General features: G+C 62.9%; 18 protein-coding genes and 3 pseudogenes. 9 read left to right on the top strand and 12 right to left on the bottom strand.

Translation table 11 applies throughout. The annotated features are described in order from the left end of the window. Positions 1 to 4: 4 nt before the first annotated feature. The 4 genes from nucS to NMLP_RS04020 all read right to left on the bottom strand — a co-directional run bounded on the left by nucS (position 5) and on the right by NMLP_RS04020 (position 3,356). Complete coding sequence (gene nucS, locus NMLP_RS04010; RefSeq protein WP_015408851.1) at positions 5 to 751, bottom strand: endonuclease NucS; 747 nt, start codon at positions 749 to 751, stop codon at positions 5 to 7. 103 nt (positions 752 to 854) lie between these two features. Beyond that, a complete protein-coding gene (locus tag NMLP_RS15970) occupies positions 855 to 980 on the bottom strand; it encodes a hypothetical protein (protein WP_015408852.1) in 126 nt (41 codons plus the stop codon). Next, positions 977 to 2,554 (bottom strand): sodium:solute symporter family transporter, encoded by a 1,578-nt coding sequence (locus NMLP_RS04015; RefSeq protein WP_015408853.1) that lies wholly within the window; start codon positions 2,552 to 2,554, stop codon positions 977 to 979. Before NMLP_RS04015 ends, NMLP_RS15970 begins: the two co-directional genes overlap by 4 nt. Position 2,555: 1 nt before the next feature. Next, entirely contained in the window at positions 2,556 to 3,356 is an 801-nt protein-coding gene (locus NMLP_RS04020; protein WP_015408854.1) for a TenA family protein, read from the bottom strand. A 105-nt stretch (positions 3,357 to 3,461) separates the two neighbouring features. Between NMLP_RS04020 and NMLP_RS04025 the strand changes: the two genes are divergently transcribed. Further along, entirely contained in the window at positions 3,462 to 4,388 is a 927-nt protein-coding gene (locus tag NMLP_RS04025) for a thiamine-phosphate synthase family protein (protein ID WP_015408855.1), read from the top strand. 3 nt (positions 4,389 to 4,391) lie between these two features. Here NMLP_RS04025 and NMLP_RS04030 read toward each other — a convergent pair. Then, positions 4,392 to 4,664, bottom strand: a pseudogene (locus NMLP_RS04030) (DsbA family oxidoreductase); the annotation flags it as partial. 10 nt (positions 4,665 to 4,674) lie between these two features. After that, on the bottom strand, positions 4,675 to 5,310 hold the full coding sequence (locus tag NMLP_RS14170) for an IS6-like element ISNamo7 family transposase (protein ID WP_015408706.1): 636 nt from the start codon (positions 5,308 to 5,310) through the stop codon (positions 4,675 to 4,677). Positions 5,311 to 5,602: 292 nt separating this feature from the next. On the opposite strand from NMLP_RS14170, the gene NMLP_RS04035 reads away from it, so the two are divergent. The 4 genes from NMLP_RS04035 (at position 5,603) to NMLP_RS15025 (ending at position 9,299) form a co-directional block, all read left to right on the top strand. Then, positions 5,603 to 6,418, top strand: coding sequence for a helix-turn-helix transcriptional regulator (locus tag NMLP_RS04035; RefSeq protein ID WP_015408856.1), 816 nt, complete (start codon positions 5,603 to 5,605; stop codon positions 6,416 to 6,418). An 88-nt stretch (positions 6,419 to 6,506) separates the two neighbouring features. After that, complete coding sequence (locus tag NMLP_RS15020) at positions 6,507 to 7,154, top strand: hypothetical protein (protein WP_015408857.1); 648 nt, start codon at positions 6,507 to 6,509, stop codon at positions 7,152 to 7,154. After that, complete coding sequence (locus tag NMLP_RS04045) at positions 7,148 to 8,656, top strand: DUF4013 domain-containing protein (protein WP_015408858.1); 1,509 nt, start codon at positions 7,148 to 7,150, stop codon at positions 8,654 to 8,656. The genes NMLP_RS15020 and NMLP_RS04045 overlap by 7 nt, the downstream gene beginning before the upstream one ends. A gap of 19 nt (positions 8,657 to 8,675) precedes the next feature. Further along, positions 8,676 to 9,299, top strand: a complete 624-nt coding sequence (locus NMLP_RS15025; protein ID WP_015408859.1) for a zinc ribbon domain-containing protein — start codon at positions 8,676 to 8,678, stop codon at positions 9,297 to 9,299. Between the two features lie 177 nt (positions 9,300 to 9,476). On the opposite strand, the gene NMLP_RS14175 is transcribed toward NMLP_RS15025, so the two are convergent. After that, complete coding sequence (locus NMLP_RS14175) at positions 9,477 to 10,112, bottom strand: IS6-like element ISNamo9 family transposase (protein WP_015408860.1); 636 nt, start codon at positions 10,110 to 10,112, stop codon at positions 9,477 to 9,479. 63 nt (positions 10,113 to 10,175) lie between these two features. Here NMLP_RS14175 and NMLP_RS04055 point away from each other — a divergent pair, with 63 nt between their 5' ends. The 3 genes from NMLP_RS04055 to NMLP_RS04065 all read left to right on the top strand — a co-directional run bounded on the left by NMLP_RS04055 (position 10,176) and on the right by NMLP_RS04065 (position 13,289). Next, positions 10,176 to 10,895, top strand: a complete 720-nt coding sequence (locus tag NMLP_RS04055; RefSeq protein ID WP_015408861.1) for an SDR family NAD(P)-dependent oxidoreductase — start codon at positions 10,176 to 10,178, stop codon at positions 10,893 to 10,895. 469 nt (positions 10,896 to 11,364) lie between these two features. Beyond that, a complete protein-coding gene (locus tag NMLP_RS04060) occupies positions 11,365 to 12,372 on the top strand; it encodes a lysylphosphatidylglycerol synthase transmembrane domain-containing protein (RefSeq protein ID WP_015408862.1) in 1,008 nt (335 codons plus the stop codon). A 119-nt stretch (positions 12,373 to 12,491) separates the two neighbouring features. Then, a complete protein-coding gene (locus tag NMLP_RS04065) occupies positions 12,492 to 13,289 on the top strand; it encodes a glycosyltransferase (protein ID WP_015408863.1) in 798 nt (265 codons plus the stop codon). Positions 13,290 to 14,070: 781 nt separating this feature from the next. On the opposite strand, the gene NMLP_RS04075 is transcribed toward NMLP_RS04065, so the two are convergent. From NMLP_RS04075 to NMLP_RS14180, 5 genes and pseudogenes are all read right to left on the bottom strand, one after another. Beyond that, positions 14,071 to 15,300, bottom strand: a complete 1,230-nt coding sequence (locus tag NMLP_RS04075) for an FAD-dependent oxidoreductase (protein WP_015408864.1) — start codon at positions 15,298 to 15,300, stop codon at positions 14,071 to 14,073. Positions 15,301 to 15,569: 269 nt separating this feature from the next. Beyond that, complete coding sequence (locus NMLP_RS04080) at positions 15,570 to 15,902, bottom strand: 2Fe-2S iron-sulfur cluster-binding protein (RefSeq protein WP_015408865.1); 333 nt, start codon at positions 15,900 to 15,902, stop codon at positions 15,570 to 15,572. Further along, positions 15,903 to 16,700, bottom strand: a pseudogene (locus tag NMLP_RS04085) (selenium-binding protein SBP56-related protein); the annotation flags it as partial. A 52-nt stretch (positions 16,701 to 16,752) separates the two neighbouring features. Continuing rightward, positions 16,753 to 18,132 carry an IS200/IS605 family transposase gene (locus tag NMLP_RS04090; protein ID WP_015408866.1) on the bottom strand — a complete coding sequence of 460 codons (1,380 nt, stop codon included), beginning with the start codon at positions 18,130 to 18,132 and terminating at the stop codon, positions 16,753 to 16,755. Positions 18,133 to 18,436: 304 nt separating this feature from the next. Continuing rightward, a pseudogene (locus NMLP_RS14180) lies at positions 18,437 to 19,042 on the bottom strand (selenium-binding protein SBP56-related protein); the annotation flags it as partial. Positions 19,043 to 19,198: 156 nt separating this feature from the next. On the opposite strand from NMLP_RS14180, the gene NMLP_RS04100 reads away from it, so the two are divergent. Next, positions 19,199 to 20,467, top strand: a complete 1,269-nt coding sequence (locus tag NMLP_RS04100; protein WP_015408868.1) for a saccharopine dehydrogenase family protein — start codon at positions 19,199 to 19,201, stop codon at positions 20,465 to 20,467. Positions 20,468 to 20,569 lie beyond the last annotated feature (102 nt).

Genomic DNA, 20,569 nt, shown 5'->3' on the forward strand with positions numbered 1-20,569 from the left:
TGGCTCACGATTCTTCGCGCGGCGACAGCGGGACGAACTCGAGGCCCTCCTCGGCCAACAGCGCCCGCGCTCGTTCGGTCACGGAGGGCGCAACGAGCAGCCCCCGGATCGTCGCGCCGGCGTGAAGGTCCCGTTCGAGCGCCTCGACGTAGCGGTTCAGCTGCCCGACAGCGTCCGGGCCGACGCGGCGGCGCTTCAACTCGAGGACGACTGTCCGGCCCGCGTCGTCCTCGCCGTAGACGTCGACGGCTCCAGCAGGGGTCTGTCGCTCCGTCGCGAGCGGTCGAAAGCCCGATTCCACGAGCCCCGGCTCCTCGAGGATCCGCCGTTTCAGGTCGGCCTCGGTCCCGACGACGTCGAGCGATTCCTCGTCGGTCGGATCGAAGGCGGCGGCGAAGGCGACCGCAGAAAACCGGACCGTGAGGCGTTCCGCGGGCGAGTCGCGGACGCTCTCGACGACGAGATCTCCGCCGTTGGCCCGGCACTCGTGGGCGCAACCGGGTGGCTGCCAGTTCACGGGTTTCTGTCCCTCGTCGGTGTGGACGAGCGCCGTCCCGTCGGGTTTCAACATCACGTGCCGGTCGCCCGACGCCAGCGACGAGGCTGCCCGGCCGTCGTACTCGACGGTACAGCGGCCGAAAAGCGTCGCGAGCGCGTCGCGTTCGACCGCCGCCGCGACGAAGGAGGCGGCCGCGGACGCGTCGGGGGCCGTGAGGGTTCGGGGGGTCCGATCCGTCGGGTCGTCGGCCATCACGGCGACGGTAGCCGCGTCGGGGGATTAAACCCCGCGTTCGCCTGGCGGCGCCGCGTCGGGGAGCCGCTCGGCGATCGGGCCGGACGACGGCCGGCGACGATCAAGCGTCGCGACGGTCGAGGAGGAGCGCGCGGGCGACGTAGACGAACACGGCGGCGACGAGGAGGATCGAACCCCACACGAGGACGGCGAAGGTCGTCGCCCCGACAGCCGAAGCGGCGATCATCGGCGCTCACCACCCCCCGTTTCGTCCGGGGCGTCGTTCCCGCCCCGCCCCCCGCCCTCGCCGGGAGCAGGCGGCTCGGTTCCGCCGTCAGCGACCGGGTCGTCGAGCGCGCGGATCCGCCCGTCGATGGCGTCGAGGTCGGCCCCGGCGTCGGACAGCGCGCTCGCGACGAGGGTGACAGCGACGGAAGCGCCTGTCGCGCCGGCGAAGGCGACGAGGAACGACGGCTCCGGCAACGCGCCGCCGAGTCCGGGCACCGCCGCCAGCGGTCCGCGCAACATCGGAAAGTGCGCGACGCCGACAGCGATCCCCGAGAGGCCGGCGAGAATCGCTCCGGGACCGGAGAGCCGTTCGGTGTACAGCCCTGCGAGGAAGGGGAAAAACACCGCGGCGGCCAGCAGGTCGGCACTCAAGAACAGCCGGAGGACGCTGTACCCCTGCGCGCCGATGAAGATCGCTCCGACCGCGACCGCGACGGTCAGCCCCCGGCCGCCGAGCCAGAGGGTCCGCTGGTCGGCGTCGACCAGCCTGGCGAGGTCGGCGGTGACGACGCTGGCGATGGCGTTGAACATCGTGTCGGCCGAACTCATCACGAGCAGGACGACCAACACGACGACGGCAAGGGTGACCCACGTCGGGAACGCCGCCTCGAGGACGAGAAAGAAGGCGACGCTGGCGGTGTCGGGACCGGTGAGACCGAGCGCGGCGGCCGCGACGCCGAACAGTCCCGCGAGCAGGATCATCGGGACGACGACAACGGCGGCGGCCCCGAAGCCGCGGCGCAGGGACGTCTCGCCGTCGGCGGCGTACACGCGCTGCCAGATACCCTGGTTCAGCATGTTCGCGCCGAGGATGGCGAAGGCGACGTAGATCCCGAACTCGACGCCCGGACGGAACCCGGGGTCGAGAAGCGTCGCGTCGGCGGCGACCGCAGCAGCGTGGATCTCGCCCGTCCCGCCGAGGGCGACGAGCGCGCCGCCGAACCCGACCGCCAACAGCGGGAGGACGACGAGCGTCTGGATCGTGTCGGTGACGATGCTGGCGACGAGGCCGCCGTAGACGGTGTAGACGAGGACGAACCCGCCGACGAGCAGCGCCGTCTGCCACTGGGGGACGCCGGCGACGAGCGAGAGCGCGCCGGCGATACCCGTCATCTCGGCGGCGAGGAAGACGAACATGTAGAACACCGAGACGACGAGTACGAAGAGATACATCGCCGCGCCGAAGCGGGCGTAGGCGAACTCCGTCAGCGAGTGCCCCGAGGGCATCACGGATCGGATCCGGGAGCCGACGGGGATGAACAACAAGAGCGGAATCGTGCTACCGACGGCGTAGCCCAAGATTGCGGGCAGGCCGCCGAAGGCGGCCCCCGCCTCGGCGGGGCTGAACAGGATCCAGGCCCCCATCATCGAGGCGACGACCGTCGCCGTCACCGTGCCGTGGCCGGCGGAGTCCCGTGCCGAAATGAAGTCCTCGACGGAGTCGACGCGGCCACGCGCGGCGAGGAGGCCGACCGCGGTAACGGCCGCGACCGTCGCAGCCGTCACACCGAGGACGAGCGCGCTCGAGACCATCTCAAACGTCCTCCGTTCCTGCCCCCGCGTGGCTCGCGTCCCCCGTCGATCCGTCACCGGAACCGGAGCCGGACCCCTCGCCCGGGGAGTGCGTCTCGAAGAACTCGACCTCGAGTTCGACAGTCCGCGAAAAGAGGCGCTCGACGCGGCGGCGACGCGGCGAGGAGAGCTCCGGGCCGACCGAGTCCAGTTGCGCGCGGAGCCACCCGACGAACGAGCGGAACTCGTCGGTGGCGTGGAGGTCGATCCACTCCGCGTAGTAGAACGGCAGGTCCGCGCCGTCGCTCGGGGGATCGGTGTGGGGGTCGGCGTGGGCCTCGACGGCCGCGAGCGCCCACGACTCGTAGATCCACTCGGCGGGCACCAACACGGCGAGCGTCTCCGCGTAACCGCCCTGCCGGGCGGCCCGCCCGAGAAGGTCGGCGAAGGCCTCGGTCGTGTCGGTCCGCTCGGGATCGGCGTATCGGTCGGCCGGCACGCCCAGCGCCTCGAAGGAGCGCTCGAAGTAGTCGTTCTCCGCGTCGGTCACGACGTCGAGGAACTCGATCAGGGGGCGCTTGGCGGCGATGCCGGGGGCTTCCCCGACGGCGAAGCCGAAGGTCCCCACGAGGGCGTCGAGGAAGGCGTAGTCCTGGACCAGATACGACGCGAACGCGTCCGGATCGAGCCTCCCGGCGCCGAGGCCGGCGACGAAGGGGTGTTCGACCGCCTCGGAGAAGGCCGGCTCGGAACACGCCCGGAGGTGATCGGTGAAACGGCTCGTTTCGGGTCGGTCGGCGTCGGTCCCGTCGGGGGTGTTCATCCTGTCGGTGGATCGTCGTCCGAGCCCTATATAACTAACTAATATTATGTGATTATACACGGGCCGGGGGAGACGATTGAAGAGCGGGTCGGCCCAAGGGGCGGTATGACCCTGCAGCTGCCGAGCGAGATCGTCGTCGAACGGTTCCTGCCGACGCTGCGGGTGCGGCTCGCGGCGGCGCTGGACGACCGCGGGATGACCCAACAGGAGATCGCCGACCGCCTCGGGGTGACGCAGGCGTCGGTCAGCAACTACGTGGGTGGCGGCGTCGAGGGTGAAAAGCGGTTCCTGGAAGACGAGCGTTTCGAGGCGACGGTCGAGCGCGTCGCCGAGGGGTTCGCTGACGGGACGATGGACGACTACGAGGCCATCGCGGAACTGCTCGAGTTGATCCGGGCCTTCGAGGATCGGGGGCCGATCTGTGCGATCCACGAGACGGAGGTGCCGGCGCTGCGGGGGCTGGGCTGTGATCTCTGCATTCGCGGGCGCGATGCGGACCTGCGGGCCGAACGCACGGCGATCGAGTCCGTCCGGCGGGCGGCGCGGGCGGCGACGAACGCCCCAGCGCTCGTCGATCACGTCCCGAACGTGGGCACCAACATCGCGACGGCGCGCCCCGACGCGGCCGACGAACTCGACGTGGCGGCGATCCCGGGTCGGGTCCACGCCATGCACGGCCGCATCAACGTCCCTTCGGACCCCGAGTTGGGCGCCTCCGAACACGTCGCCGGGATGGTCCTCGCCGCGATGGACGTCGATGCGTCGATGCGGGGTGCGATCAACCTCGCGACGAGCGAGGCGGTGTTGGCCGCCGCCCGCGAGCGTGGGATCGATCCCATAGAGTTCGAGGCGGGCTACGAGGACCGCCGGAGGCGGTTGGCGGCCGCCTTCGAAGAGCGCGGGTCGGTCCCGCGGATCGTCTACCACACCGGGGCGTTCGGTATCGAACCGATCACGTACGTCCTCGGCGAGACGGCCGTCGAGGCGGTGTCACTCGCGGCGGAGTTGGTCGGCGATGGCGACGGCGAGTAGCTGTTACACCCCGTCGACGAGACGCTCGAGGTGCTCCGGCGGGACCGCCCCGCGGGCGGCGTGGTCGTCGTAGACGAACGTCGGAACGCCCGTGATGCCCTCGCGTTTCGCCTCGGCGAAGCGCTCTCTGACCTCGGCCCGGAGTGCGTCGTCTGCGAGCGCCGAGCGCACTTCCTCGGCCCCGACCCCGGCGTCCGCCGCGAGCTCGACCAGTAGGTCGGCATCGCCGATGTCCTCACCCGCCTGCCAGAGCGCGTCGAAGACCGCCTCGTCGAAACGGTAGTGTTCACATAAGCTGATTCCATGCGAAGGCGAAGGATCGAAGCCAATCGTCGGCGGTGTCTGCTTCGGCATTGCTGAAACAGTTTGAAAAACTGATAGTTCGTCGTTTTACCTCTCGAAAGACACGTTCGACGCTATTCCGATTTCCATGGCGTTCATATCTGAAATCGAGGCTATGGCGGCGACAGGCGTCTTTCAGTGAGTGCGAGCCATCTATGAGAAACACCGCGTCGTCAACGTCGTGTTTCTCGCGGAGTTCGGCAAAGAATGCGTGAGCGATTGCCTTGTTTGTCGTCGGTTCAAGCGTTGTATACAGTAATTTGTTTGTCTCAGGATCGACAGCAGCATACAGCCAGTACTGCTCATCATTGAGTCGGATCACGGTCTCATCCACCGCAACGTGATCCGGATCCCGACCAGATTCGGGCTGTAGATCTGCCCTGTGAACCCAGTTGTGAACAGTAGATCGAGCTCGACTGACACCGAATATCTCAAGGATAGAAATGGTATTCGAAAGTGATAGGCCAGCTAAATGGAGTTGAATACCAAGCTTCATCAGTAATTTCGGTGTCGCTTCTCGCTCCACAAAACCTAACTCGATCTCGTCCAAATGGCCGTTGAGGCGGGCGTTTTTGGGCATAGAGCACTCAAAAAATGTACCGCCTCACTTTTCATTCTTATCTGAACACCGCCTATTGACCCAAAGTCCTTTTAATAGGTTTCCACTGGAACTGTTCAACCGGTAGAGAGGCTCTCCTAGTTATCGATCCCTTTTCGGCTGTGATTGTTCCAAAGGTGTCCTTATTGTTCAAGCGGTCAGATGCAACCGTTTCATACCACCTTCCTGCCGTATCTGGGAAAGAGATTTATTACTTTGATTGAAGCACGTGAAGGTGGTTTTTATGTTGTTCGAGCGTTTTATGTCCGATTAAATGACTTTTGACGATGATTCGTATGCTGACGTCGTCAAGACGTTGTTTGGGCGACGTGATGTGATGGAGCAGTTAGTGAAGCGTCCGATGGATAAATCGGAGCTGATTGATACGACCGGCACATCCCGGTCGACGGTCACCCGTGCACTCAAAGATCTCCAGACGGTCGATCTTGTGGAGCAGGCCAACGGTGAGTATGTCCCGACACCGTATGGCGAGTTCATATACAGCCAGTTCGTCAGCTTGGCTGATGTCGTCGAACTCGGTGATGAGATCCAGACGTTGCTGCCACACCTGCCACTGGAGGATTTGACATTCGATCTGGCCCACTTGGCTGATGCTGAGATCACGTTCGTGAGCCGGGTTGAACCAGCCGCTCCACTTGAACGGGTCGGTGAGCTCAAACAGGGTGCTGCCCGGTCACGGACACTTGCAAGCGGGAAGAACCCGGTTGGCCTAGAGGCACACTATGATGCTGTTGTGAATCAAGGACAACGGTTCGAGGCGGTCTGTCCACCCGCATTATTCGACGCGACAGCTGCAGACAGCGACCAACGGGCGATGATGCTCGACCTGTTGGAGTATGATGTGGCCCAGTTCTACGTCGCTGAGGATACCATACCGGTCCCGCTCGGAATCGTCGATGACATCGTGTTCTTCGGGGTTGAAAACGAGCAGGGATCACCGCTGGCACTGATCGAGACCACTGATCCGAACGTCCGACGCTGGGCGGAAATCGAGTTCACAACCGTTCGCGACCAGGCTACACAGCTGACCCGTCATGACTTCGAACATGACTGGCCACGACAGGACTGAACCCAAGATTTATATAACGGTCTTCGGCTTGTGAACGGATTTACCGCTCGATGACATATTAACCGTCTCCTAATGACCTACGATGTAAATGAGTGGGTCTAGCAACGCATCAATCGATGGACGGCATCGTGGCTCTTCGATCCAACGGAGACGGTTCATCCAGGCCACAGTGATCGGTGTTCTTACAGGGTTGGCCGGTTGCTCCGGTGATTCCCCCGATACCGAAGGCTCGAACGGTGATCAGGACTCCACTGATACGGAGAATCCTGCTGATAGCGATCCCACAACGACACCGGATCAGGGTGCTAACGGGCCAGGGCCAGAGGAGACCTCGACGCCGGAGGCCACCGACACACCAGCTGAACCAGGTGAGGACGGCACCGGAACGAGCCAGTACGAGCCACGTGAGGGGTGTACGCTCGTCACCTCGACCGAGATCGAGCGTGATGAAACTGTGACGGTGTATCCGATCAACGGTGACCCTGAGACAGAGGGGATGCGGCTTACCTACCAGCGAATCGATGCTGAGGGGCAAGCAGAGATCCGCGTTGCGTTCATCGATGGACTCACCCTCGACCATTATTTGAATGAAGGCCAGCGGCTGGATATCGGTCCAGTCACTGGTATCGAGCTGACCGGCCTCGGGGAGGACCAGATCCAGGTACAGTTCCTCCGGGTACCGGAGGAGTATGACGCCCGTAGCGAGTGGGAACCTGCTGAGGTGGAACTATGCTGAGAGATGCCCTCGCCTATCCCCGGAGCGATGGGCAGTGGCTCCGCCGGCTTGGTATCGGCGGTGTTGTGATCCTTGGGAGTTTCTTGCTTGTCCCCTTGTTCATCTTTTTCGGGTACATCGTTCGTGTCCTCCGCTCTGTCACAGCGGGCCAAACCACACCACCGGACTTCGACGGGATCGGCTCCCTCACCGTTGACGGGATCAAATTCTACGGGATAACATTCGCCTATGGTCTCCCGGTCATCTTGATCCCGATTTTTGCCGGGGCCTTTGGCCAGGCACTCGGCCTCGGTACTTCTGTCGCTGGATCTGATCCCGGAGCCGGGCCGGTCGCAACATCCATCATCGGGCTGTTACTGTTGGGAACTGTCGTGGCCGGTGCTGTTTCCTTCTACTCCGTCCCGGCTGCTGTCTGCCATTTTGCCTACACAGGATCGATGAAAGCCGCCTTCGATGTCCGAACCGTTGTCGGCACGGTCAGTTTCTCGGGGCCGTACCTCAAGGCATATTTCCTCACTGCAGTCATCGGAATCGTGTTGTTCCCTGTTGTTGCGGCCCTCAGCGTGGTCCTCGTCGGTATCTTTATCGCTGTCTATCAGGCCCTGGTCGCAGGATATCTCATCGGGAACGGGTATGCAGTCAGTCGAAACCTGCCACAGGACGGCCACACTATCGTCCCAGGAACGACACCGGCGGGAGCTGGTCAACAGACCGGCCGAGATGCTGCTGGACAGGGAGACACCACCCCGGAGCCCACGACACCAACCACCGGGGCAAAGGCTACCCAGTCAAGCAGTGGTGCCTGTCCGGAGTGTGGGCGGTCAGTTGGTACTGATGCCTCATTCTGTCCGGACTGCGGGACCGAAATCACCCACGTCGGTGATACAGGTGAGGATACGACCGGTGGACCACAGCCACCGACCGATTCCGCCGGTACGTCCGGTCAACGGACTACTGACGGACAGACCGTCGCCGCTCAACGTGACGAGGCGACGTCCGGTCCACAGGCGGTTACCCAGACAAGCCAGGGGACAGATCCACATCCAGAGCATGACCCAGATGGTGTAGAACCGGATTCCGCTCCTGACAGCGGTGACCCGGACGAGACCGATGCAGCATCATCGTCCCCGGCACAGGTATCACAGGACCAACTCTACACCGACGAGACAGGCACGACATACGTCGAGACATCGATCGGGCCGGATAAACAGCTCCACGTCGACAGTGATGGCCATCATTTCTATCAACGCGGTCGGGCGATGCGGGCAGTGTCCGGTGGTTTCACGATCATCTGTGCCGGGTTCGCCCTGTTCGCGTTCTTTATGCTTCCCGGTATGGCTGGGGGACCGAATGCTCCCCGTGGCCGATTCTTCTTTGCACTCATCGAGGCCATCCCCTTCGGGAACGTACTCATCGGTCTTCTCGCCATCTGGATCGGCTCCCGCCTTGCCTACATCGCATACACCGGACGAGAGTATATGGACGTCGAAGAGACAGACTAACCGATCCGGAGACAATCAGATGTACTGTCACAACTGCGGCACAGAAACGACAGACCACCAGACCTACTGTACAGACTGTGGTGCCGAACTCGTCTACCAGTCTCCTTCCACCGGTCCCGAGCAAGAGACCACCGTTACACCGCCAGGATCAGCTGAACCGGGAAGCTCGGACCACGAAGACACTGAGCAACGAACCGATCACCAGGACAACGCAAGATCGTCCGAGAAGCGATCACCAGAGCGAGAACAGACAGCCTCGGAGACAGCACAACCCGTATCGACCACAGCCTCCGACGAACCCGACAGATCGGACCAAGCCCGTGAATTAGCCAGCAACGCGTTGTTCGGCTACAGCTTCATCATCCTATTCAGACTGACCGGTATCAGCGGAATCCTGTTCCAACCCCATGCTGAGAACCCGTTTTTCGCCACCGCCCTCCACGATATCGGTGTCTTCGTCTTCTATGACGGCTTCCTCCTCGCCATCACCGCCTTCCTCACAAGTGCCTACCTCACAGCACGACACCACCTCGACCTGGGCCTCCCCGCTGACACACGTAGCCAGCTTGACACAGTCGCAACCATCGGGCTCTCCGGCTCGTCCCTGCTGTATATCCTCGGGATCCTGCTTTCACTCGCGTAACTCACCACCTGTACATTAGAATGTATTAGCCCAGACGGAGGTCGACGTAGTCGGCGAGTTTGGACTCATTCAGGGCTTCTTTTTTTCCTCTGTGAGATCTGTATAGTGGAAGGAGCCGTCGCCTAAGAGCTGGATGATGAGGAAGGAGTATCTGTGTAACTGGTGATCAGGTAGTGTTCAGATAAGCTGATTCCATGCGAAGGCGAAGGATCGAAGCCAGTCGTCGGCGGTATCTGCTTCGGCGTTGCTGAAACAGTTTGAGAAACTGGTAGTTCGTCGTTTTATCTCTCGAAAGACACGTTCGACACTATTCCGATTTCCATGTTTTTCATATCTGAAATCGAGGCTGTGACGGCGACAGGCATCTTTCAAGGAGTGCGAGCCATCGATGAGAAACACCGCGCCGTCAACGTCATGTTTCTCACGAAGTTCGGCAAAGAATTCGTGAGCAATTACCTTGTTTGTCGTTGGCTCAAGCGTTGTATGCAGTAATTCGTTTGTTTCGGGATCGACAGCGGCGTACAGCCAATACTGCTCATCATTGAGTTGGATCACGGTTTCATCGACCGCAACGTGATCCGGGCTCCAATTAGATTCGGGCTGTAGATCAGCTTTGTGGACCCAGTTGTGAACGGTAGATCGAGCTCGTTCGACACCGAATATCTCAAGAATTGAAACTGTATTCGAAAGTGATAGTCCAGTCAAATAGAGTTGAATACCGAGCTTCATCAGCAATTTCGGTGTCGCTTCTCGTTCCACAAAACCTAACTCAATCTCGTCCAAACAGCCGTTGAGGCGGGCGTTTTTGAACATAGACACTCAAAAAACGCACCGCCTCACTCTTCATCCTTATCTGAACACCGCCGGATGGGGCGTATGACTCGGACCGCAGTCGTCGCCGGTGTCGGCCCAGGACTCGGTGAATCGCTCGCCCGAAAATTCGCCGCCGAGGGGTGTCAGGTCGGGCTGTTCGCTCGATCGGCGGACTACATCGAAGAGCTCGCCGGGGACCTTCCGGAGCCAGGAGAGGGGCTCGCAGTCACGACCGACCTCACCGACGTCGAAGCCACTCGGGCGGGGTTCGAGACCGTCCGCGAGGCGTTCGGCTCGGTCGACGTCCTCGTCAACCACGCCAGCTCCCCTTCTTGGAGCGGCCTCATGGACACGAGCGTCGAGGCGTTCGAGCGTTCGTGGGCGGTCAACGGCCGCGGTGCGTTCGTCTGCTCGCAGGAAGCCGTCGGCGATATGCTCGAAACCGGCGGTGGAACAGTGCTTTTCACCGGCGCGACCTCGGCGGTGCGGAGCCTCGGTGGTGCGATCGGATTCACCGCCGCGAAGTTCGCGGCCCGCGGGATGGCGATGGATATCGCCCAGGAGTTCGGCCCGGAAGGGGTCCACGTCGCCCACGTCGTCCTCGACGGTCAGATCGACACGCCGGACGTTCGCGAACGGTTCCCCGACCGCGACGAGGACACCTTCCTCGATCCCGACGAGGTAGCCGAAACGTACTGGCACCTCGTCGAGCGAGACCACGTCGACACCCAGCCGTTCGAGGTCCACATCACTAACGGGCCGGGGAACTCGGAGTTCATGTGACTCTCTCCAGACACCGTCGCCCCCGGACGGTGTAGGCCGTTTCGGTCCGGCCGCGAACGTCTCCGAACGGACCGCTCGCGAGCGCCGATCAAAAGAGTAATTCGCGGTACAGAACCAACGGGTATCTATATGCGGACCACGGTCGTCGCCGTACCCGATTGCCCGCGACGCGATCACTTCGGTGTGTACGACGGGGCGGTCGGCCCACTCGAGCGAATCGATCGATCCGCAGGTGGATCAGGGTCGAGACCGGGGGCAGGACGCACGCGCCGGGGCAGCAGGAAACGTGGGCTGTCGCCGAGCGGATTCGACGTGTGCGGCGGCAGCGACGCCGCGGTGATCGGGCGAAAGCGGCGTTCGACGAAGCCCGCCTCAGAGGCCCCGAGCGTCCGGACCGGTCGTGGCCGAACGAACCAACCGTCCTGTCGGCGAACGTGTGGAGGACGCGTTCGGCACCGCAACGAGACACATGAGCAGTAGGGCGAACCGGCTGTTTTGGTATCTGATTGCGACCGGTATTCTCGTCGGACTCGTGTACGTCTCGGACTACAGAGCGTTCGCGCGGGTGCTTTTCGGCTCCGCTCCCGGGTACATCGCGTTGACGGTACTGTGTGGTTGTTTTACGCTTTTGATGTGGTCGGTCGTCTGGCATCGGTTCTTCGGCCTGCTCGAGATTCGCATCCGGTTTCGGGAGTCGCTCCGGTTGTTGCTGGCCGGCACGTTTCTGAACGCCATGACGCCGCTCGGTCGGTTCGGCGGGGAGCCGTTCGTCGCCCACTTCATTTCGAGCCGAACGGATTCGACGTTCCCGCAGGCGCTTTCGAGCGTTTCGTCGTCAGATCTGTCCAACGCGTTTCCGTTCGTCACGTTCGGAACGATCGCGATCCTGTACACGGTCGTCTTCGGGACGATCGGAAGCGTGGTAGCCGATATCGTCCCGTGGGTGGCGGTGCTGTTGGTGGCCTCGGTGCTGGCGGTGTATCTCCTCTGGTTCGGCGGGCTTCAGTCGGCGTTCGGCTACGCCGACGGGTTCGTCGGGGGCGGGTTCGGGTTCGGACGCTGGCAGCCGTACGTCGAGTCGTTCAAAGAGAAGGGTCGGAAGGTGCTGTCGCGGATGCGCGACGTCGGGGACAACCCCCGACAGGTCGTCCCGACGTTGATCGTCTCCCACGTCGCCGTCCTCGGTCACATCGGGGCGCTCTACTTTTCGATGCTGGCGGTCGGCGCCGACCCGGTCCCGGAGACGGTTCTCCTCGTCGTGGCGCTGTCTACGGTCCTGACGTTCTCACCCACGCCGGGAAGCGTCGGGACGTTCGAGGCCGGCTTCGCCGGCCTGCTCGTACTCTTTTTTCCCGTGGCCGGCGCGACCGCGACGAGTATTGCGATCCTGTATCGGATCGGCACGTACCTCCCCGGGGTCGTTTTCGGGTACGTCAGCCTCGTCAGTCTCAACCACACGGGACTGTCCGGCGAGTGATTCGCCGATCCGTCCGATGACATACACGGGTGCATGACCCACCCGTTCCGTCGTAGGGGACGCCGGACCCGAACCGTTCACTTTTAATATCTCCCGCTGACGGTTACCACGTAACTCGTATGACAGTTACGGCATTCATGCCGGTCCTGAACGAGGCGGGGCGTATCGGGCGGGCCATCTCGTCGCTGCAACGACAGACACACCCCGTTTCGAGACTCGTCGTGGTCGACGGCGGAAGTACGGATTCGACACAGGAGGAGGTCAAAACGATAGCCGCCGAGACCGACTTCGAGATCGATCTACACGTACTCCAGGGCGCTGGCGTCCGGTTTTCCTCACAGTTCGGGGCTGAAAAGGCCGCCGAACACCTCCCGAGGAGCGACGGGACGCCGGACGGCATCGTCGTCCGCCTCGAAGGGGACTCGGCACTCGAGGAGTCCTTTGTCGAGACAGCCGTCGAGACGCTCGGCGAGGAGTCCTACAGCGTCTTCGGCGGGCCGGTGTCGCCCCACGAACCGATGGAGAACCCCGTGATCAAGCGCTTCTTTACGTTCTATCAGAACGCCGAGCGATTACCGAAAGGTCGCGGGATGGCGTTCAGAGCGGACGACTTCTACGCGGTCGACGGCTATCGGATGGAGCCCGACGAGGACATCCGAAGCTCCGAGATCGACTGTCTCGAGGACGGGATCTTGGTCTCGAAGCTCCAAGAACGCGGCGAGGCGGCGTTCAGTCACGAAACCTGCGTCTACAGCACCGTACCGTCCACGTCGGCGACCTCGCCGCGACGGTGGTGGGTCGCCGCCAAAATCGAGCGGGAGATGGGTCCGACCAGTTACTTCACCCGGATCGCGAGCCCAGTAAATAAGCTGTCGTACGCTGCCGAACGGCTGTTCGAAACGAACGTCAGTGAGTGAGGCTACGCCGCCTCCGGTCTCTACTTGATACAGCACGGAGAACGGTGTGGTGGATTGGGAAGCGTGTGATAATTCCTGAAGCTCACTCGCTGTCGGCCGGTTGTTTCAGCACCCGAACTGCCAAGCGTATGTAAATCACACCAATGATCCGGATTGCACGAAGAGCTCCCGTGTTCCACTCGTACGTGTCCGGCTGCTCATGCGCCATGCTGGCTCCAAATTCTAAGTACTTGTTCGCAGATAGAAACTGTATCACGCCGATTGCTCCGATGGATTTCATGACCAACGCGTGACATCCTCCGCGGCGTAAACGGAGCAGGATCGAAGGTCTCGAAGCAACCGGGCGACGCCCGACGACGGCGCGGGGTCCCTCGACAGAGGGACCTCGGCCTGTTATTGGTCGGGCGTCGGACGGACTCCCGCGGTCGCCAGCCATCGGGGGTCAGCGGACCCCGTGTGTGAACCAACGCCACGAGCGATACTACAGTAGCGATCGGAAGACACTGCACACTCGATCGCACGACGGCAGTGCGATCGATGTGTAATCACTTCCGATGGTTGGTATAAGTGGTGGGGTTCCAGACCGGCCATCTCCGGTGGTTTGTGCCACGGCGTACGCGGGTCACACCCAGCGTGAACGCCGAGATTCGCCCGCTGAATCACGATAGCCCGGACGCTGGCGAACGCGTTCAGCGTCGAACCGTACAGCGGCGAACTCCCGCCAGGGAAGCGGCCACGACCGACGTCCACGCTGGATCCCACGGTTTCAGCCGCGAGTAGCTCAACCGCCGTCCGTCCCGACCACGCCAGCGTCCGTCGGGTTCGGTCCCCCGTACTGCTCGACGAGCGCGTCAAGTCGGCTCGGATCGTCGGCTCCGACAAGCGGTTCTTCGGCGGTTCTACACGGCTCGGCGACGCCCAGGCGCTCGCAGACGCGGTCGGCCGTCACCTCCGCCATCTCTCGGTACGTGGTCAGCTTTCCGCCGACAACGCTGTGGAGGTTCGAGACGCCCTCGTCGCCGTGATCGAGTATGGTAAACCCACGGGAGATGCCACGGCGGTCGGCGGCCGCCTCGTCGGGTTCGTACAGCGGGCGGACCCCCCACCACGTCCGACGCTCCGGTGCCTCGGCGACCGCGGGAAGCATCGCGGCACACTCCTCGATGGAGCGCTCGATTTCCCACTCGGCGGTCTCGTACGTTTCGGGGGTGGAGACGGGCACGCTCGTGGTGCCCACGACGACTTCGCCCTCGTGGGGCAGGACGATGTCGCCGTCGTCGGGGTCGCGACACCGGTTCAACACCGGCCCGAGCCCGTCGTACTCGAGTGAAACCATCACACCGCGGCTCGGAGCCATCCCGACCGTACAACCGGCCATCTCGGCGATCCGGTCGGCCCACGCCCCGGTCGCGTTGACGACGTGGGTCGGTTCGATGTGTTCGTCGACGCTTCCACCGACGTCGACCGCGGTGATCCCGTCCGCCCCGGTCTCGATCGCCTCGACCGGCGCGTGTGGGTGCACGTCAGCCCCGTGGGCCGCCGCGTCGGCCGCGTTTGCCGCCACGAGCCGCGACGGGTAGACGACGCCGTCCGGGACGCGAAAGGCCTCGACGACCGCATCGGAAAGCCCGTCCACGAGATCACGGGCCGCGTCGCCGTCCAGGCGCTCGGTTTCGATGCCGGTCTCCTCGCAGGCGGCCAGTTTCGTTTCGAAGTACGCCGCGTCGTCGCCCTCGAGTCGGACGAACAGCCCACCCGTCTCGCGGACACAAGCACCGGCGATTTCGCGGAGGGTACGGCTTTCGGCGAGACACTCGGCCGCGCCGGACGCGTCGGACTCGGCGTACCGGGCACCGCTGTGCAACAGTCCGTGCGATCGGCCGGAGGTGCCGCTACCTAACCCGCCCCGCTCGACGAGCGTCACGTCTACTCCCCGCAACGCGAGGTCGCGGGCGATTCCGGTTCCCGTCGCGCCACCGCCGATCACGAGGACGGTCGGGTCGGCGCTCATGCGTCGTCATCTCGGAGAATCGAGGACAGGTTCGAGCGTGCGTTCGAACGGGGAACACCGCGTATTCTGCGAGCCACACAGCGTTCGTGGGTCGTCTCGAGGTGTCGGCTTCCCGGTCGGTAAACCATACGGACTCAATGGGATGGAGGCAATTGAGGCTGACGCCGCCGATTCCAAGCGCGTCAATGTAGCGAGTGACTCCGAAGAGCGTGGCCGAGAAATCCCGGAACGGTGGCTGGTGCTCAGGGGGTCGGCGGGTGGTGTCGCCGCTACTTCCAGGGGGTTCCGACGACCTCGGCCTGAATCCCGTGGCCGATGCGTATCCGGCAGTCGGTTTCGGGTGTGGCAATACAGAGAAGAACGTACTCGGCGTCTAGCGAGCGTGTTTTCAGCGCCCGCGGCGACGCCCGGTGGCGGACGTCACCGTCGAGCAGCTCCGCGGTACAGGTTCCGCACACCCCGTACAGACAGCCGTATGGAACAGCTACGTCAGCTCTCTCCGCTGCGTCGACGATCGTTTCCCCGTTTTCGACCCGGATCGTCTCCGTTCGGCCGTCCGGCCGAACAAGTTCGACGGAGTGGGCCGCCGCGTTCGCACACATTCACTGCCAAACGTCGCTGGTACAGTCGCCGCCGGGCCAGCGGATCTCGTGGGCACGGGCGGGGCCACCCGGTGCGTCGCCGAAGTCGACGAGGAACTCCTCGTCGAGGTCGAGTCGGCCTTCATCCGGAAACACGTCCGCTTTGAACATCAGCGACCCCTCCTCGGCCATCTCCGGGAAGAACTGGTTGTCCCACGACGAAAACAGCGATGTCGTCCAGTAGAGCCGCGTTCCGTCCCGCGAGAGCTGGAGCATCTGTGGCGCGCCCCGAATCTCTTTGTCCTGTATCTCTTGGCGATCGCCGAACAGGCCGCCGGCCCACACCCGATCGACCAACCGCGGATTGGCCGCGTCGCTAACGTCGTACATCCGCACGTCGCCGTGGAGCCAGTTCGAAAAGAACAGATACTGGTCGTCCAGCGACAGCAGGATATCGATAATAAGCGGCGGCACTGGCATGTCCCAGTCCTCGTGTTCGCGGGGGTCCTCGTCGATGACGACGTCCCACTCCCACGCCCCGTCGGTGCTCTCGTAGAAGCGAATGATGTTCGAGGAGAGCGCCGCCCCGACGTATCCCTGCGTTTCCTCGGGGTTGTGGCTCATCCGAACTTCGAGCGGGATCCGGCCTGCATCGCCGAATTCGAGCGTCTGTACGTGCTCGCGGTCGTCCCACGACCAGATGTGGATACTGTCGCCGTAGTTGCCGGCCTCGACGTCGTCGAGGTCGAACCCCGGATAGTACGTGTTCGGTGCTGCCCATTCACTGGAGATGAGCACGTCGTAGCGGGGCTGATACCATTGACTTCCTCCCACCCCTGAAGGGGTGGGATTCCTCCGGTGGGGATTTCGGCTATGACGATCCCACGGAGGCAACTTTCCCCACCTCGCGGCAGGTACTCCGGTCTGTGCGATCCTCTTTGGGATTTGCCCGCCGAAGAGGCGGGGCGGTTGTGGCAGGCCGCCACTCGTGATTGTCCCACTCGAGGCGCACGGGCCGGGCCATCGGCCCAACTTCACCACCGGCCTCACGGTCAAGGAACACCCTGCTCGCCTTCAAATCCGCGTGTCCCTCGAACCCACACGCACCGCACCGGAATACGTCTCCGTTCCGATGCGTCTCCTCTCGCTCGCCGCACTCCGGACACTCTTGGGTCGTCAACGCTTCCGACTTCTCAACCACCTCAATACCGTACTCCTCGCAGACACACTTGAGGCGGTCGATGAACTGCGAGAACGCCCAGAAGTTGTGCGTCTTCTCGTTCACGACGCATTTCCAATGCGTCTCCAGCACGTCTTCGAGATCGCCGACGTACACCCGACAAACACCTTCGTCGTGCAATCGTTCGATGAGATCGCGCACCAGCGCGTCCTGCGCGTGATTTCGTCGTTCAGTGCGTTGGCGGTACAAACTGTCGATGCGCTTGCTTGTTCGTCGTTGATTATCAAGCATCGACTGGTAGTGGGCAATCTCTTCGGTAGTGTCACGGAAATGGGCGAACAGTTCGCGGCCCTCGTAGAGGTACTGCTGGCCGGTTGTGGTGGTGCAGGCGACGAGGTTGTTCGCGCCCACGTCCAAGGCGGCCTCGTGAGAGGCCAGTGGTGAATTCCGAAAACGCTGCGCGTTTTCGACTTCAGGAAAATCTTCGATTTTCCGTGAATCCCGTCGAGAATCAGGCACGGTGACGGGTTGAAGTGCCCTGAACGTGTCGCAAGTCTTGTCGTACACCAGTTCCAACCGACCCTGTTCCCCATCCCACTTCGGGTCGCCGCAGGCTTCGAGGCGGAGTCTGCCGGTGATGGCGTACTCGTCTTTCAACGCCTTCCCGACGGGGATTTCGAGGCGGCTGCGGTCGCCCCACTGGAGGGTGTATTGGTCGTTGCGGATGTACGTCCGCAACTCTCGGCCATCCTCCTCGTTGCCCCAGTAGCCGGGCGGGCTGGGTTTCTCGTCGCGCTTGCCGCTGTAGTATTTTTCGTTGAGGCTGAAGAACGACCGCCACGCCTCGCTGTTCTTGCGCGGGATTTGTTGGGCGGTCGCGCTCCCGAGTACGTTTTTGTAGCGGTCGCTGGGGTTGGTGGCGTTCCACACGGAGTTGTCGTCGAAGAAGGCTTGTCTGCGGTTGTAGGTGAGTTCGTTCCAGAGTGCGGCTGACGCGTCAAGGAGTTCGAGGAGTGCCTCACGCTGTTCGGGGGTGCGTGGGCGTATCTCGAACTCGTTGACGCGCTTCATCGCTGTACCAACGTGTAGCTCCTGAACCTATATATAAGTTGGGTATGTATGGGTTAAGTATGGGTGAGACGAATAAGATATATGTCGAGATGGACGACGACGAGCAGTACGAGGAGTTGAAGCGGATCAAGAAGAAACACGGGTTGACATGGAAGGGACTGCTATTGCAGGGAGCGCGGCGAATGGAAGGTGACGACGCGGTGTAGGCGGTGGGAAATCCACGCCGGCCATCGGACGTGGTTAGCTTCCCTGTTGTCGGCTTCATCCCACGGCTAAAGCCGTGGGCTTTCGCCTCGCTACCGCTGTAATCGTAGTTCATCTCCATCGCACCGCGGTCGGCTTCCCAGCGGCCGTCGATGCTGAAGTCCTCTTGATCCAACTGGAGGAAGCCGCCGGGGAGTTCACCGTCAGCGTCGCCCAGCATGCTGATGACGATTTTGCCACCCGGGACGCAGTGAACGGTGTGTGGTGCCGAGAGGTCGTACTCGAACAACTCCTCAGGTTCGATGACGGTCACGATCTCCGGGTCGCGTGGCTCCTCGGCGTCAATGACGTGGATGCGCGAGGAACGCTGTCCGGGGACGATCAGATACTGTCGCGACAGTCCCTCCGCGTGACAGGACGACGAGCAGGCGTTCCAGCCGAAGTGGTGGAGTTCGTCGCCCTTGTTCGGCATCTCTACGGTGTCGATGAGTTCGCTGTACGTGTCCGAGGCAGGATCAAGATCGACGACGCCGACGAATCCCGGACCGTCGTTTTGCATCCCCACTCGTGGAGCCATCACGTACGCCGTTTGCTCCCGACCGCTCTCGGTCCGCATCGCCGCCGGCGTCGGGTACCCGGGCCCCCCGACATCGCGGTGTTCGTGGGCGTGGTGTTCCGTGGTGTCATCGGAGTTATCAGTACTCATCGCGTTTTCAATTCGGATTCATTATAATTAATTGTATGGGATAACGCCCCGTCGCGACAGCGTGTGGCGACCGTCGCGGTCGCGGTCGTTACGGTCGGAAACGTCGAGCGACCCCGAACAGTTGAGAACGTGGGGCGCTAAACACGGCCGATCCCAGTGTCACAACCAGATCGGACACACGACCTCGTTGTCTGGGGCGCGACCGGCGTCGCCGGCCGACTCGTCGCCGACTACCTCACAGAGCAGTACTCGCCGAGCGAGCTCTCGATCGCACTCGGCGGGCGCGACAAACCGCGACTCGGTGAGTTAGAAGCCACACTTGTCGACCGACGGTCTGCATGGGAGGATATCCCGATCGTGATCGGCGATGCGACCGAGCCGGGGAGCCTGCGGAGAATTGCTGAAACCACACGTGTCGTCTGTACGACTGTCGGACCGTACACAACGTATGGGACGCCGCTCGTCGAAGCGTGTATCGCCGCCGGAACGGACTACTGTGACCTGACGGGGGAAGTCAACTGGGTGCGGGAGACGATCGACCGCTACCACGATGACGCGGTCGCGGCGGCTACCCGCATCGTTCACAGTTGTGGGTTCGATTCCGTCCCGGCCGACCTCGGTACGCAACTCGTCCAGTCGTTCGCTATCGATACGTTCGGAACCCCGTGTGACGTGGCTCGCATCTATCTCGAAGACGGTCGCGGCGAAGTGAGCGGCGGGACGTTGGCCAGTGCAGCCGAGGTGTTCCAAGCCGCGTCGGAGGATCCACTAGCTCAACAAACGCTTCGGAATCCGTACTCGCTGGCACCCAGAGGGGAGCGCAACGGTGTCGATCCAGGCGCCCAGACAACGGTAAAAAAGGATTCACTGCGATCGGAGTGGACGGCGCCGTCGCCGATGGCGCTGGTGAACGAGCGGGTCGTTCGTCGCAGCAACGCCTTGCTCCGGTATCCGTGGGGCCGCGAGTTCGAGTGCACGGAGGTGGTGCCGACGGGTGACGGTCTCGGCGGTCTGGCACGGGCGAGCGCCGTTGCAACCGGCCTCAAGGCCGTGACGGCGGGGATGGCGTTCTCCCCGACACGGGAGGGGTTACGTCGATTCGTGTTCCCGGACCCCGGAGACGGGCCGACGCGCGAGCAGACCGAAGACGGCTACTTTACCGTCCGTGTTCTCGGCCGCGGGATCGCTGGTGACGGCCCGTTCGTCGTCGAGAGCCAAGTGAGTGCCGACCGGGACCCGGGATACGGGGCGACTGCACGGATGCTCAGCGAGGCAGCGGTGTGTCTCGTGCGTGGGGAGATCGACTCGCCGCTTGAAGGAGGTGTTCTCACGCCCGCGTCGGGTATCGGCGAACCGCTTGCTGATCGGCTCCGGCAGGCCGGCCTGACCGTTGCGGTCGACGAGTGGGATGGACCCCCGGCGTGAGCGCCCGGACCGCACAAGATCAGTGTGAGGTGTTTGTTCGTATTGGCGGGAGTCTACTGCGTCGCCGAAGAGCGCTTGACAGTCGGATGGGTCATCGAGTCC

This window comes from Natronomonas moolapensis 8.8.11, assembly GCF_000591055.1.
Taxonomy (GTDB): Archaea; Halobacteriota; Halobacteria; order Halobacteriales; family Haloarculaceae; genus Natronomonas; species Natronomonas moolapensis.

What these genes read in the sequence shown, in the direction of transcription:
- NMLP_RS04045 (WP_015408858.1), top strand. Translation starts at nt 7,148, where the DNA reads ATGCTGAGAGATGCCCTCGCCTATCCCCGGAGCGATGGGCAGTGGCTC.
- NMLP_RS15025 (WP_015408859.1), top strand. Translation starts at nt 8,676, where the DNA reads ATGTACTGTCACAACTGCGGCACAGAAACGACAGACCACCAGACCTAC.
- NMLP_RS04035 (WP_015408856.1), top strand. Translation starts at nt 5,603, where the DNA reads ATGACTTTTGACGATGATTCGTATGCTGACGTCGTCAAGACGTTGTTT.
- NMLP_RS14175 (WP_015408860.1), bottom strand. Translation starts at nt 10,112, where the DNA reads ATGTTCAAAAACGCCCGCCTCAACGGCTGTTTGGACGAGATTGAGTTA.
- NMLP_RS04025 (WP_015408855.1), top strand. Translation starts at nt 3,462, where the DNA reads ATGACCCTGCAGCTGCCGAGCGAGATCGTCGTCGAACGGTTCCTGCCG.
- NMLP_RS04015 (WP_015408853.1), bottom strand. Translation starts at nt 2,554, where the DNA reads ATGGTCTCGAGCGCGCTCGTCCTCGGTGTGACGGCTGCGACGGTCGCG.
- NMLP_RS04060 (WP_015408862.1), top strand. Translation starts at nt 11,365, where the DNA reads ATGAGCAGTAGGGCGAACCGGCTGTTTTGGTATCTGATTGCGACCGGT.
- nucS (WP_015408851.1), bottom strand. Translation starts at nt 751, where the DNA reads ATGGCCGACGACCCGACGGATCGGACCCCCCGAACCCTCACGGCCCCC.
- NMLP_RS04055 (WP_015408861.1), top strand. Translation starts at nt 10,176, where the DNA reads ATGACTCGGACCGCAGTCGTCGCCGGTGTCGGCCCAGGACTCGGTGAA.
- NMLP_RS04075 (WP_015408864.1), bottom strand. Translation starts at nt 15,300, where the DNA reads ATGAGCGCCGACCCGACCGTCCTCGTGATCGGCGGTGGCGCGACGGGA.
- NMLP_RS14170 (WP_015408706.1), bottom strand. Translation starts at nt 5,310, where the DNA reads ATGCCCAAAAACGCCCGCCTCAACGGCCATTTGGACGAGATCGAGTTA.
- NMLP_RS04020 (WP_015408854.1), bottom strand. Translation starts at nt 3,356, where the DNA reads ATGAACACCCCCGACGGGACCGACGCCGACCGACCCGAAACGAGCCGT.
- NMLP_RS15020 (WP_015408857.1), top strand. Translation starts at nt 6,507, where the DNA reads ATGAGTGGGTCTAGCAACGCATCAATCGATGGACGGCATCGTGGCTCT.
- NMLP_RS04080 (WP_015408865.1), bottom strand. Translation starts at nt 15,902, where the DNA reads ATGTGTGCGAACGCGGCGGCCCACTCCGTCGAACTTGTTCGGCCGGAC.
- NMLP_RS04090 (WP_015408866.1), bottom strand. Translation starts at nt 18,132, where the DNA reads ATGAAGCGCGTCAACGAGTTCGAGATACGCCCACGCACCCCCGAACAG.
- NMLP_RS04065 (WP_015408863.1), top strand. Translation starts at nt 12,492, where the DNA reads ATGACAGTTACGGCATTCATGCCGGTCCTGAACGAGGCGGGGCGTATC.
- NMLP_RS15970 (WP_015408852.1), bottom strand. Translation starts at nt 980, where the DNA reads ATGATCGCCGCTTCGGCTGTCGGGGCGACGACCTTCGCCGTCCTCGTG.